The organism is Alicyclobacillus kakegawensis NBRC 103104, assembly GCF_001552655.1.
Taxonomy (GTDB): Bacteria; Bacillota; Bacilli; order Alicyclobacillales; family Alicyclobacillaceae; genus Alicyclobacillus_G; species Alicyclobacillus_G kakegawensis.
Window position 1 is genome coordinate 20531 of record NZ_BCRP01000026.1, and the last position, 13326, is coordinate 33856.

At 62.4% G+C, this 13326-nt stretch carries 10 protein-coding genes; 1 reads left to right on the forward strand and 9 read right to left on the reverse strand.

The annotated features are described in order from the left end of the window. The first annotated feature begins 122 nt into the window (after window positions 1-122). Complete coding sequence (locus AK2_RS14345) at window positions 123-2012, forward strand: helix-turn-helix domain-containing protein (protein WP_245632926.1); 1890 nt, start codon at window positions 123-125, stop codon at window positions 2010-2012. Window positions 2013-2035: 23 nt separating this feature from the next. On the opposite strand, the gene AK2_RS14350 is transcribed toward AK2_RS14345, so the two are convergent. The 9 genes from AK2_RS14350 to AK2_RS14390 all read right to left on the reverse strand — a co-directional run bounded on the left by AK2_RS14350 (window position 2036) and on the right by AK2_RS14390 (window position 13249). Next, on the reverse strand, window positions 2036-3250 hold the full coding sequence (locus AK2_RS14350; protein ID WP_067936007.1) for an FAD-dependent monooxygenase: 1215 nt from the start codon (window positions 3248-3250) through the stop codon (window positions 2036-2038). A gap of 112 nt (window positions 3251-3362) precedes the next feature. Continuing rightward, the gene (locus AK2_RS14355; RefSeq protein WP_245628949.1) at window positions 3363-4631 is read right to left on the reverse strand and encodes an MFS transporter; all 1269 of its coding nucleotides are present in this window, start codon (window positions 4629-4631) and stop codon (window positions 3363-3365) included. A 150-nt stretch (window positions 4632-4781) separates the two neighbouring features. Further along, on the reverse strand, window positions 4782-6380 hold the full coding sequence (locus AK2_RS14360) for a class I adenylate-forming enzyme family protein (protein ID WP_067935971.1): 1599 nt from the start codon (window positions 6378-6380) through the stop codon (window positions 4782-4784). Window positions 6381-6495: 115 nt separating this feature from the next. Beyond that, a complete protein-coding gene (locus AK2_RS14365) occupies window positions 6496-7596 on the reverse strand; it encodes a cupin domain-containing protein (protein ID WP_067935975.1) in 1101 nt (366 codons plus the stop codon). A gap of 12 nt (window positions 7597-7608) precedes the next feature. Further along, on the reverse strand, window positions 7609-9294 hold the full coding sequence (locus AK2_RS14370) for a class I adenylate-forming enzyme family protein (protein ID WP_067935980.1): 1686 nt from the start codon (window positions 9292-9294) through the stop codon (window positions 7609-7611). Next, window positions 9269-10450 (reverse strand): acetyl-CoA C-acyltransferase, encoded by a 1182-nt coding sequence (locus AK2_RS14375; protein ID WP_067935983.1) that lies wholly within the window; start codon window positions 10448-10450, stop codon window positions 9269-9271. Before AK2_RS14375 ends, AK2_RS14370 begins: the two co-directional genes overlap by 26 nt. A gap of 15 nt (window positions 10451-10465) precedes the next feature. Further along, window positions 10466-11242, reverse strand: coding sequence for an enoyl-CoA hydratase/isomerase family protein (locus AK2_RS14380; RefSeq protein WP_067935990.1), 777 nt, complete (start codon window positions 11240-11242; stop codon window positions 10466-10468). Between the two features lie 168 nt (window positions 11243-11410). Further along, a complete protein-coding gene (locus AK2_RS14385) occupies window positions 11411-11821 on the reverse strand; it encodes an acyl-CoA thioesterase (RefSeq protein WP_067935993.1) in 411 nt (136 codons plus the stop codon). A 93-nt stretch (window positions 11822-11914) separates the two neighbouring features. After that, window positions 11915-13249 carry a phenylacetate--CoA ligase family protein gene (locus tag AK2_RS14390; RefSeq protein WP_067935996.1) on the reverse strand — a complete coding sequence of 445 codons (1335 nt, stop codon included), beginning with the start codon at window positions 13247-13249 and terminating at the stop codon, window positions 11915-11917. Window positions 13250-13326: the final 77 nt, after the last annotated feature.

Sequence of the window (13326 nt, forward strand, 5' to 3'; positions counted from 1 at the left end):
CTCGCTCCCATGATAGTCCTGGAGAATTCGCGCAGGAATACGTACATTCAATCAATCAGATTGGTATAATTCCTCTAAAACGAGGATGACGTCGATCCGCCTGAAAGGAGAGGTCCTCTGTGATGCATGAGACGCTCGCCGCCGAGCACCCGTTTCCGCTGCGCGGACGGGACCGGCTGCATCTCAATCTGCGCCAGATTGTGCATGACCTGGCGGATGCCCCCTCGCAGGCCCAACTCCTCCGCACCTTGCTGAAAACGGTGCACCAGGTGTTTCACAGCGACGTGACCCTCATCTACCTGACCGACGTGAGCGGACAGACGGTGGCTCCGCATACAGAAGACGCTTCGGGGGTCGCAGACTGCGGCCCGCTTCGGCTGTCCGCGCTCAGCCAGCGCGTCATGGAGGCGCCGTACCACTGGCCTTCGGCCGAGATCGATCCGATTGTCCGCGCCTGCGCGTTGTACCGCCAGCTGTCCGAACTGGGGCTGAAGACCTGGTTCTCCCTGCCCATCCGGCGCCGCGGTGTGCTGCTCGGCATCATGGTCGTCGGCTACTACCACCACGAGTACCTGGTCGAGGACGTGGTGCAGGTGCTCTGGGAGTTCGCGCACGACGTGGCCGATCTGATGGCGCGCCACCTGCCTGCCCCACTGCGCCAGCGCGTCGAGGCGGCTCCCGATCAGCCGGAGGTGCCGACGCTGTACCAACAGCGGCGCATGCGTCGACTGCTCATGAGCCATTTCCAGTTGACAAACACCCTGTGGACCGATGACAACTTGGCGGCGATTGCCCGCACCCTGTCCGGCCTTCTGCGCCAGCCGGTGATGGTTATGGACGAGTACCTGGGAGTTTTGTACGCGGCGCCGGAAGAGGGGCTGTGGGCGAGACCGCTCCGCAGGCTGCGCCGGTGGGTGGAGCAGCACCCAGTGCTCCGCCAGCATCATCCGTTCCCGGTACGGACCGATAAGCTAGGTGACTCCTCCTTTGTCCTGGCGCCTGTCCAGATGGGTGCAACGCCGCTGGGATGGCTGGTCGTCTGGGAGCAGGTGGGAAAACTCGACGACCTGGACATCGTCTCCCTGCAGCAAGCCAGCACGCTGCTGGCGGTCAACTTTTACCGCCGCGGCCTGGGGATTGAGCGGCGCGCCGAGCGGTTTCAGGAACTGTTCAACCTGCTCATCGACGCGCCGGAGGCGTTTGGCCCGGCTCAGGAGCACGAGGCGCGGCTGCTGTCGTTCAATGCAAACACGCCCCAATATGTCATGGTTGTCCATCTGCAGCATCCGGAACCAGCCTCGCTGATCGATGCCCTGCGGCTGCGGCTGGCCGCGGAGTACCCGGAGGTGCTGATGGCCCGGCGCCAACCAGACCTGATCTTGCTTCTGCCCTGCAACCGCTTTCCGGCCGAGGAAGACACTCAGCGATTTGCCCGCTGGCTGACGCAGACGCTGCATACCGTGGCCGCCCTCGCCCCGCATCCATCCACAACCAGCGGGACCGAGGAGAAGACGGCGGATCAGGCGGGAGAACCACTCGCCAGCCGGCAGACCCCCTCCCATCCGCCCGTGCTCGGGATGGGCATCAGCGGTCGATGCGCATCCCGAGCGGAGCTGATAGAGGGTTTTGCCGCCGCCCGCCTCGCCTGCCGTCTCGCACCGACCTACTCGCCGCCCGATGCGCTTCTGCACGCCGAGGAGGTGCTCACCGAGCGGGTGTTGCAGCCGATTGCCGCCAGCGATACAGCGCAGCAGTTCATCCGCGAGCGATTGGATCCGCTGCGACGATACGACGCCGACCACGAGTCGGACCTTCTCCATACCCTCTGTGCCTATCTGGAGCATAACGGGAACGTATCGGAGACCGCGCAGACGCTGTACATCCACCGCACCACGCTGCAGTACCGGCTGCGGCGGATTGAGCAGCTGCTGGGTTGTTCCCTGGATTCGGGCCGCATGCGCTTCGAACTGCAGCTGGCGCTCACCCTCGACCAACTGCGCGGCTGCACGTAGACCGACCAGCCCCCGTCCCGCCTTCAATACTTGCTAGCCAGGCTGGGCCCCGTTTTGGGCCCATAAGGCCCCTCGTCCAACCAGCGGCCGGCCTTGGGAAACAACGGGGCTATCGCGGCGGCCAGACGCCGCTGGATGTTGATGGGAAAGGCTCGGCCCTGGATGTGGTGCAGCGCCGTGCCCGCCGCATCCCGGTTGTACTCCGCTGCCGCCCGACGCTCCTGTTCAAACGACCGAACGGCCGCCTTCGCCGCGTCTCCGCCGCTGGCGAGTGCCTGCCGGATCGCTTGGGCGGCGGCGACCGCGTCGGCAATCCCCGAATTCATCCCCCGCGCCCCGAAGGGCGCAAACAGGTGTGCCGCCTCGCCAACCAGCAGCACGCGGGCGTGCACGTCACAGAACGATTCCGCCACCACCTGCAGGAACTGGTACGCGGACACCCAGGTGATACGCTCTGCGTACTTTTTGTCCATCACGCGCGGAAGCCAACGCCGCACACCCTCCTCCCCGTTGTAGTCGTCGGCGTTGTCCGTCTCAAACAGCTGCAAGTCCACCCGCCACCCGCCGGCGAACGGAACAAACAGGACGTTGCGCCCGTCCATCGCCGGGTGCTGATAATGAAACACCCGTTCCAGAGGCAACGGATTTGCCTCGTCCTCTTGTATATCCACCACGATGAACGTGTTCGCGGACCGGGTACCCTTCATCTGCACGCCTATCTGTTTGCGCACCACCGAGTGGGCCCCGTCGGCGCCGATGACGTAAGGAGCATGCCAGACCTTGCCCGATTGTGTTGTCACCGCGACCCCCTCGGGGCTTGACTCTACCTTTGTCGCCCCATCCTCCCAGACAAACTGCACGCCCGCAGCCTCACAGGCAGCGAACAGGTGGGCCTCGGCGCGCACCTGCGGCAGGCTGGTGAATGGAGGCAGGGCGTTCGGTTGGGGGGCGGGATAGCGCCGCACATAGACCTCCTTCCCGCGCCAAAACGTGCGTTTTACCGGCCAGACGATGCCATCCGCAGCGAAAGTGCCCGCCAACCCCGGGAAAATCTCATCCAAATGCTTTAACGACGCCTTGTGAATGAAGATGGCGCGGCTGCCCGGGCGAACACGTTGTTTGGGTTCCGCCTCCAGCACCATGACCGGCAGACCCCGGTGGCGCAGCGCCAACGCGGCCGTCATGCCGACCGGCCCGGCGCCGATAACGAGGATATGGGACAAGGAAGCTTCGGACATGCTGACCGCCCCTTTCTGCTCATAACGCGTAAAAAGAAATGTCACACATCCAACCAAATCCTAATTCTTACGCTACTTTTATTATACGGATTTTAATTCGGCAATGGCACGACTACGCTTCGACAACCTCGACCTCAGGCACCTCGTAGACAATCCCTTTTTTCTTCAGCTTCAGTGGCGCGGTCTCCTTCAGCCCGAAGGAGACCAGAAATACGAGGAACGAACCTCCAGCCGCCATCCAGAACGGAGCTGCCGGACTGACCGTATCGGCCAATGTCCCGGCTATCGTGGGCACCAATGTGCCACCAAACAGCTCGCCGACCAGCACGATCGACGACATGGCGGTCGCAACAAAGGCCCGGGGAATGGATTCTGCAGGAATGATGGACATGAACACCGGCGCATACCCTTGCGCAACCGCCAGAAAGAAAGCTAGGATCATGAAGGTGCCCACCCCGACGTGCAACGTGGCTACCAGCGCCGGTGAAATCGCTGCAATGAATCCGAAGATGATCATGATCGGCTTGCGACCAACGTGGTCAGACAAGTAAGGAAGCACCAATCCCCAGATGAAACTGCCTATCCCCATCGCACTCATGATCAGCGATACCTGCGACGGTGTGAACTTATCGACCGTCGTGAAGAAGGTCGGGGCAAACGTGGTAAAGGCAAACAACCAGCTCATAAACCCGATCGATATGATCATGCCCAGCCAGATGTTACGGTGCCGAAACGCCAGTTTATAATCGGAAAGCTTCGGACGAACGTGCACATGACTCCCCGCCTCGCCGATGAGAGCTGGCTCTTTCATGTATTTCATCAAGATCAGCGCGACGACAATACCCGGGACCGCCAGGATGTAGAAGGCGTACTGCCAACCCATGCTCTCGGCGATACGGACAACAAGCAGCGGCGCCACCACGCTGCCCAACAGCGCGGTCGAACTTTGCACCAGCCCCATGTTGAAACCGCGGCGTTGCGGCGTGGAGTCGGCAATCACCGCCGCCTGCGCCAGTGTCACCACCGGTCCTTCGGCTGCCCCCATCAAGCCCCGCGCCAGCAGCAGGATCGACAAGGATGTGGCCAGCCCGGTCGAGAACGAAGCGATGGAGAACACAATGACGATGGCAATGAAGAATTTTTTCTTTGAATTCATCAGATCGGACAAGCTGGAAAACAACCAGCTGGAGATGGCCCAACAAATCGACAGAATCGACACAGACAACCCCATTTGCGCCTCACTCAGCTTGAGTGCCGGTGCCATGAACGGAAACAGGAACGTGATGCTGAGTCTGTCCATCATCACAAAACCGTAAGTAAAGAACATAGCGGTGACGATGAAGTTCTCGTAGCGCCAAAAGCCAGCCCTGGCTTCACGCATCAGGAATACCTCCTTATCACGTCGCAGAGTGGTGGACGGGCGGAGGCTCTTCCCAGTGTTTCCCTATCTCCCATATGTGACGCTGCATACGCAACCCTCCATCCCGTCTTTTCCTCATAAAATCAACACTTCCTCAGCTCAGTCGACCGATCATCCGACCGACGCCCGCACCCAGGCGGCCAGCTTCGCCTTTTGAACCTTTCCCGACGCAGTGCTCGGCAGCTCCTTGCGGATTTCCAACCGTTCGGGCAGTTTGTACTTGGCAACCCCTTTCGCCAACAGATAATCGGTTACATCGTTTAGTGTCAGGACATTCCCCCCTTCGTGCGCAGACGATTCGGTGAGCGCCACAAAGGCGCACGCCCGCTCGCCCAAGCGTTCGTCCGGCATTGCGACCACCGCCGCCTGGCGGATCTTGGGGTGCTCCAGCAGCAGGTCTTCGATCTCCAGGGCGTAGATCTTCAACCCGCCGCGGTTGATGATGTCCTTGGTACGGCCGACGAAGTGGATGAACCCCTGCTCATCCAGGTACACCAGGTCGCCAGTGCGGAAAAAACCATCCTGAGTCATGACTGCGGCTGTGGCTTGCGGATTCCCTAGGTATTCAACAAACAGGGACGGACCACGAAACGCCAGTTCGCCGATTTCGCCGACAGGGAGTTCCTGGTCACCGGCCGGATCGAGCACACGCACCTCGGCACGCGGACAAACACGGCCCACCGTCTGCCACGAGGCTTCCGGGGGATCCCCGGGCCGGGTGTACGCGCCTGCGCACACCTCGGTCATCCCCCACTGGGCCGCCACGGTGCAGCCAAACTGATCTCGCAGCTGATGCACCATGTGCGGGGGTATTTTCGATCCGCCCGTAATCACCAGCCGCATCTTCAGTGGGATGCCCTCGTCGCGGGCGGCGCGCAGGATGTCCAGCCACTGGGTCGGCACCCCGGTGGCCACCGTCACGCCTTCCCGCCGGGCCGCCGCCAGAAACGCCTGCGGGCTGTACTCGGGCAGGAGCACGTGGCGCATGCCGCAGCGCAGCGTGGTGGAAATCATGGGAATGGAAAACATGTGCCCAAAGGAACCCAGACTGAGGAACACATCCTCGGACGAGAACTGGTATTCGACGGACTGGTCGATATGCCCGGGCACAAACGTGCGATAAGTGTGCAGGGTGGCCTTGGGATTGGATTGGGTGCCCGAGGTGAACAGGATGGCAAACGCGTCGTCGGCTCCCGGCCGGTGCTTGGCCAAATCGGCGTCCGAGACCGCAGCGTCCCGCTTGAGCAGGTCGTCGACCACAATCGCCGATTTATCATCGGTCGCGCGACTGACCAGCACGTGTTCGACACACCCCACCTCCGGCAAGACGTCCAACAGCACCGAGAGCAGGTCCGTCCCTTGCCAATCGGGTGTAAGAACCACCATCCGCACCTGATTGTGCGCCAACATATACCTCAGTTCCTGCTGCCGATAGGCGAGGTTGAGCGGGGTCAAGACGGCCCCCACCCGGCACAGCGCCAAGTGCGTCAGGACATGCCACCTATCATTGGGCAGCATCACCGCCACCCGGTCTCCCTTCCCGATACCCAATGCCAAAAAGTGTTTGGCGAGCCGGATGGAGAGATCCCGCACCTCGACGAAGGTCAAGCGTGTTTCCCCCTCCACAAACGCGGTCCGGCCGCCAAACCGGCGGGCCGCTTCGTCGACAATGTCCACGATGGTCGTATCCCGTTCATCCCATATCCGCATCCCGCTTTCACCTCCAACGTGCCCGTATACGAACGAGTAGACACCCGCGGCCCCGACGGTTGATAACCCGCGTCCCGGCCGCCGTGGCGGCGGGCGCTCAGGCAACTTGACGGATTCAGGTCAACGGGGCGAACACCTCGCGCACCGCCTGGTGTCCGTCGCCTTCCGAGTACGCTTCTGTGCGTTCCAACTCCAACAGCTCCATCAACGGCCGGTCGTTGATGGAGAACAGGACGGCATCCCCATCCCCCGTGTTGGCATGCTCATGCCAGGCCCAGGGAGGCACGGTGAAAAAGTCCCCCTTTTCCCAGTCCAGCTGCACGCCGTTGACGACGGAGCGCCCGCGGCCCTCGACCACGTGGTAGACGGCGCTGCTGAGGTGCCGGTGGGCCTTTGTGTGCATGCCTGGCGTGAGCGTTTGCATGACGGCGCCGATGCGCGGATCGGCCGATTGACCGTTGGCCGGATTGATGTATTCGACCGCGTAGCCGTCATGGGGATCCGGCGGCAGCGACTTCAGGCTCTCCATCGCGGCCACCGTGTGCTGCCACGGATAAACGGTGAGCGGCGACGGATAACCGTGGTGCCGGTCACCGAGCGGGCGCAACGCCCCGTTTCCGTAACGGCGCACCGAGTAGTTGTCCGGCAGCGACAGGGGTTGCCGCTTTTCCTTGTGCGGTTCAAAGAAAGAGGCGTCGATGATTTGGATGAACGGGGAGTCCAGGCCGTCCATCCAAATCATCGGTTTGTCTCCCTCATGACCGTGATCATGCCAGGTCCAGGCCGGCGTCAAGATGTAATCGCCCCGCTGCATGAAGATTTTTTCGCCCTCCACCGCCGTGTACGCGCCTTCGCCCTCAATGATGAACCGGACGGCCGATTGAGAGTGTCGGTGCGAAGGGGCGATTTCCCCCGGCAGCAACAGCTGGATGCCGACGTACAAGGTGCGGGTGACCGCCGCCTGTTGTCCGGCGGCTTTCAGACCCGGGTTCTCCAAGAAAATCACGCGCCGCTCACCGCCGCGCTCGGGTGTGATGAGCTCCCCGGACTTCATCACCCGCTCCCGGATGACCGGCCACTTCCACAGGTAGGGTTCTACCCTCGTGTCCGGCTTGGGCGTGATGATTTCGTGGATGACATCCCACAACGGCCCCAGGTTGTACCGGCGCACCTCATCGTGAAAAGCGAGCAATTCGGAACTCCACTGCTGACTCATACGGCTCACTCCTCATGCCTGTTTTCGAAAGACGGGCGGATGTTTCTCCCGCATCATGCGCGCCAACTCCAGCTTGTAGATCTTCTTGCTGCTGTTGAGGGGCAGTTCAGGAAGGATTTCGACAATGTCCGGCACCTTGTAGTCCGCCAGTCGCTCACGGCAGAACTCCCGGACGTCCTCGGCTGAAAGCTGGCATCCAGGCTTCACCGTGACGCACGCGCACGAGCGCTCGCCGAGCACCGGATCGGGCACTGGGACCAGCGCTGCCTCCTGGACGGCCGGGTGCTCATAGAGGACGTCCTCCACCTCGCGCGGGTAAATCTTAAGCCCGGCGCGATTGATCATCTCCTTGATCCGTCCGACTACCGTCACATACCCTTGCTCGTCCAAGTGGCCCAAGTCGCCGGTGTGAAACCAACCTTCCGCGTCGATGGCTTGCCTCGTCGCCTCCTCGTTGCGGTAGTAACCGCGCATCAACCCGGGCGACTTGACCACCAACTCGCCTACCTCGCCGGTCGGGAGAACCCGGCCCGCTTCATCGACCACCCGCAGCTCGACCCCAGGCAGGACCCGGCCGACCGTGGCATACACCCACGCTTCGGTCTCGAAGTGGGAAGCGGTCAAGGCGGGGGAACACTCGGTCATGCCATAGGACAGAATGGGACTGAGCCCCAGCTCCGCGCGGATGCGTTCGACGACCTCGTAGGGGCAGGGTGTGGCGGCGACGATGCCGGTTCGCAGAGAGGACAGATTGTACTGCGGACGACTCGGGTGATTCAGCTCCAGCACAAACATGGTCGAGACCCCGTGATGCACCGTCACGTGCTCCCGTTCAATCACCTGAAACACCGTTTCCGGATGGAACTCGTTCATCAGCACCATGGTCGAACGGGTGGCCACCGTCATGATGGTGACCGCGAGTCCAAACACGTGGCAGACCGGCACCACAATCAGGACCACGTCCCGCTCCCCGTTTTCCAAAGCCTCATTCATGCGGTCTCCGGAAAACAACAGGTTGCGGTGCGACAGCATGGCGCCTTTGGGGGTGCCCGTGGTACCCGAGGTGTAGACTATCGCCGCGATGTCCTCGGCGTCCACCGGCGCAGACGCGGTGCCCGGGCAGGTATCTGCACTGTCGGAGGCCGCACCGGCCTTATTGACAGCGTTTTCAAACATGCGCCCCAACTCCAACACGGTGGAGAACGGGGTGCCCACGCTTAGGTCCTGCCCGGCCGGACCGACCGTAATCAGGTGCTCAAGTTCGGGATGAACCTGCTGCGCCCGTACAAACAGGCCGTAGTGCTGGGCATCCTCGTGTTCATCCCCAATTACCGCGGCCCGCGGATCGGCGTTGTTGACAACAAACTCAATCTCCTGTTGACGCAGCCGCGGGTTCACCGGGACCAAGATCAATCCGGACTGGGCGCAGGCAAACAAGATGATGGCAAACTCCGGCCAGTTGGGCAGACAGGCGACAACCCGGTCCCCCGCCCGCAGACCCATGCGTCGCAGTCCAGTGGCCAACGCCCGGACCCGCTCGTGAAACTGCGCGTACGTCAGGCGGACGTCTGACTCGGCCTGGACAATAGCCGGCTTGTGGGGGTGGCTGTTGACCGCATCCAGGAGAATGTCATAAATGGTTCGCTTCCCCATCATCGTCCAAGCGGAGTGTTCAGAGGGCTTCCCAAATGGTTGCAATGCCCTGACCCCCTCCAATGCAGAGTGAGGCGACTCCGTATTTCTTGCCGCGGCGCCGTAACTCCAGCAGCAGGGTCTGAATGAGCCGCATGCCGCTGGCGCCGAGTGGATGGCCGAGTGCCACGGCGCCACCGTTGACGTTCGTGATGGCCAGGTCCAAATCCAGCTCCCGCTGGCAGCCCAGGACCTGAGCCGCAAACGCCTCATTGATCTCCACCAGGTCCATCTGCCCGAGCGTCATCCCCGCTTTCTCCAGGGCCTGGCGGATAGCGGCCACCGGCCCCAGCCCCATCAGGCTCGGCTCCACTCCCGCGATGCCCCAGGCCACCAAGCGGCCAAGCGGGCGCAGTCCCCGCCGCTCGGCAAACCGGGAAGACACCAACACGCCCGCCGCCGCCCCATCGGACAGGGCACTGGCGTTGCCGGCGGTGACCACGCCATCCGTCACAAACCGGGGAGGCAGTTTAGCCAGTGTGGCTGGAGTCGTCGGGCGCGGGACCTCGTCCTGGTCCACAACCCGCATTCCGCGTTTTTCCGCCACCTCGACGGGCACAATCTCCTCCTCGAAGTACCCCGCTTCCATGGCGGACAAGGCCCGTGCATGGCTGGCAGCCGCGAACGCGTCCACCTCGTCACGCGGGATGCGATGCTTCCTCGCGATGTTTTCCGCGGTGCCGGCCATGGTGCAGCCGCCGTACGAATCCATCAACGCTTCCCACAAGGCATCCTCCAGCTTTCCCCCGCCCAGCGGCACCCCCCTGCGGGCACCACGGACGACAAACGGCACCTGGCTCATGTTCTCCGTGCCGCCAACCAGCGCGACCTCCGACTCCCCGTACGCGATCGACAAGGCGGCCGAGACCACCGACTGCATTCCGGATCCACATACGCGATTAATGGTGATCGCCGGACATTCGATACGTGTGCCTGTTTTCAAGCCGATGTGGCGGGCGGTGAGAATGCCCTCCGGGGAGCTGGACTGATGGACGTTCCCGATGACGACATTGTCCACCTCTTCCGCTGCCACACCGGCCCGCCGCAGCGCCTCCCGGCTGGCCGCGACAGCGAGATCGACCGCGGGCGTATCTGCGAAGGCTCCGTTGAACTTGCCAAACGCGGTGCGTGCCGCACCCACCAAAAGAAAATCCGCCGCCACTACCCTTCCCCCCTGTCAGCGGCCGATGAACGCGGGCCTGCGTTTCTCCCGGAAGGCGGTAATCCCCTCGCGCGCGTCTTGGCTCGCAAACACCTTCAAGAACGCCTCGTTTTCCAAGTCCAGTCCGTGGCTCAGGGGGTTGTCGAAAGCCGCATGAATCACGCGCTTGGCTTCCCCCAGCGCCAGGGCAGGTCGCTCGCTGAGCCGACGGGCGAGATCGCGGGCCCCGTCCAGCAGGTTCTGCGCTTCGTGCACCTCGCACACCAGTCCCCAATCCTTCGCTTCGTCGGCCGTCAAGGGGCGGCCGAGGAGGATGACTTCCTTCGCGCGCGCCTCGCCCACCAACCGGGTCAAGCGTTGTGTGCCACCTCCGCCTGGGATGATGCCCAGTGTCAACTCCGGCAGGGCGAAGACCGCGTGCGCCGCCGCGATCCGAAAGTCACAGGCGAGTGCCAGTTCAAAGCCGGCCCCGTACGCCGCTCCCGACACCGCTGCAATCACCGGCTTTGGGAGGGTTGCCAGTTTCCCCAATACGGCCCGAGACACGCAGTTGAACGTAGCCATCTCCGCCTGCCCGTGCGCGGCCACCTCCTTGATGTCGATGCCGGCGACAAAGGCTTTATCGCCCTTCGCGGTCAGAACGACCACCCGGACTGCTTCGTCCTCCTGAATCTGCGTCAGAACATCGTCCAATTGAGCAAAGGCGGCCAGGCTGAACGCATTGACCGGCGGATTGTCCACCTCCACCCAAGCTATCCCATCTTCAATTCGCAATTGCAAATGTTCCGCCAATAGTTTCGCCTCCGTCCCTGTGCAAAGCCCAGCGTAACCCGGGCGGCCCTCTGCTGGCACTTCCAGTATAGGAGGGAGACATGCGGGCAGGCTATCCGCTGATTCGAGCAACTCTGGCGACAGACTTCCTCAGCTTCGCGGAGTCCACACGCCTGGCCGCCCGGCCTATCACTCACGATTCCCAAACAGCTGGCGGACCTGCTCAGGGATCATAACCGCGTGCAGCCCCGCTCCGTCTTGTCGCACCCATGCCCGCCACTCATAGCCTTCTCCGGTCACGCTATCCCCAGTGCACACAGTGTGGAGAATTTGGAACGAGCGCCGCTTGACCTCGCCGATTCGAGAGGTGACCGTCAACGCATCGTCGTACCGGAGAGGCGCACGAAAATCGCAGTGTGCGGACAGGATCGGCAACAGGATGCCTTGTCGCTCCGACAGGTCCCGTGGCGGCAAACCCAGAGACCGGAGCAGTTCATGGCTGGCCTTGTCAAACCACCAGAAATAATTGGGATAATAGACAATGCCAGCCGCATCGGTCTCTCCCCACTCGACGCGCGTGGTGAGTACATGTTTGGGCAACTGGAACTCTCCTTTCCGTCCTGCGAACCAGCGTCATCCGCCCGCTCGGGGGAATCATCCGCCCCGAACGGTCAGTGCAAACGAGACCTGCACTCAATCCGTCCCATCTTGAGGGGCCAGCAGACCTGACGCGGCAACCTGAGTTTGCGGGCGCAGATCCAGCACGCGGCGCGCCTTCATTTCGAACCGGGGCAGGCTCCCCGGCTCCACCGGCTCGACATCAATGCGCAGCCCGATGCCCTCCCGCAGACACCTGCCCAGGATGCCGACAGTCTGGGTGTCCGCTTCCACCTGCACCTTGATCTGCGGCATCTGCTCTTCGGTGTAGTACACGATGCGGAACTCCCGCACGTCGGAAAACTCCCGGACAATCGCCTCAATCGACTGGGGAAAGATGTTCACGCCGCGAATGACCACCATGTCGTCGCTGCGCCCCACCACGCCACCGGGTAGAAAACGGAACGGACGGCCGCAGGGGCACGGTTGGTCCGCCGCCACCACGATGTCCCCGGTCCGGTACCGAGTAAGCGGATAGCCTCGGCGACCAAAATTGGTCAACACCAGCTCTCCGGTCTGCCCCGGACGGACCGCATCGCCGCTCACGGGATCGATAATCTCGGCGAAAAACTGCCGCTCCTTTACGTGCAATCCGCGCCGCAGCTGACACGCGTAGGCGTACGCCCCCATCTCCGTCATGCCGGAGTGGTCGTAGCAGCGCGCGTTCCACAAGGTGTCAATCTGATCCTGCACTGAAGGGATGGAAGCGCCCGGCTCACCAGCGTGGATGAGCACACGCACCGCCGAGGACTTCAGATCCAGCCCGTTTTCCGCCGCGACCTCGGCCAGGTGCAGCGCGTAGCTCGGCGTACACAAGAGCACGGTGGCTCGCATCTCCAGGATGAGCCGCAACCTCTCCAACGAAGTCTGGCCACCCCCGGGAATCACCAGCGCCCCAATGGCTTCCGCCGCTGCGTAGGCGGCCCAGAACCCGATGAAGGGGCCAAAGGAGAAGGCCAAAAACACACGGTCCTCCCTCGTCACCCCCGCGGCTTGCAGCACCTCCACCCAGCAGTCCCGCCACCACGCCAAACTCTCGGGCGTGTCCAGGACCTTGAGGGGTTTGCCCTTGGTGCCGGAGGTCTGGTGGTACTGGACATACTCGTGTTCCGACAAGTAGTGGTTGCGGCCAAAAGGGGGAAACCGCTGTTGGTCGTCCACTAATTCGGCCTTCGTTGTGAACGGAACCTGCACCAGGTCACTCCATCCTTCCAGGGGCAGTTTCACGCCCGCCAGCTTCTCTAGGTAGAACGGATTGTGTTCCCTGGCTTCCATCAGGACGCGATTCAATGCGGCAAATTGGTGTCCTCGCAGTGCTTCGACCCCTAAGCAATGCGGCGGCTGAAGATGCGCGTCCGCATCTGATGACAACGCTTTCACACCTCCGTTTGTTCTGGCTTGCCCCTAGCTAATCGTTCACGAATGATGAATTGTATTTATTATTACAT

Excerpts from the sequence above, each read along its gene's own strand:
- AK2_RS14345 (WP_245632926.1), top strand. The coding sequence starts at position 123 with ATGCATGAGACGCTCGCCGCCGAGCACCCGTTTCCGCTGCGCGGACGG.
- AK2_RS14350 (WP_067936007.1), bottom strand. The coding sequence starts at position 3,250 with ATGTCCGAAGCTTCCTTGTCCCATATCCTCGTTATCGGCGCCGGGCCG.
- AK2_RS14355 (WP_245628949.1), bottom strand. The coding sequence starts at position 4,631 with ATGCGTGAAGCCAGGGCTGGCTTTTGGCGCTACGAGAACTTCATCGTC.
- AK2_RS14360 (WP_067935971.1), bottom strand. The coding sequence starts at position 6,380 with ATGCGGATATGGGATGAACGGGATACGACCATCGTGGACATTGTCGAC.
- AK2_RS14365 (WP_067935975.1), bottom strand. The coding sequence starts at position 7,596 with ATGAGTCAGCAGTGGAGTTCCGAATTGCTCGCTTTTCACGATGAGGTG.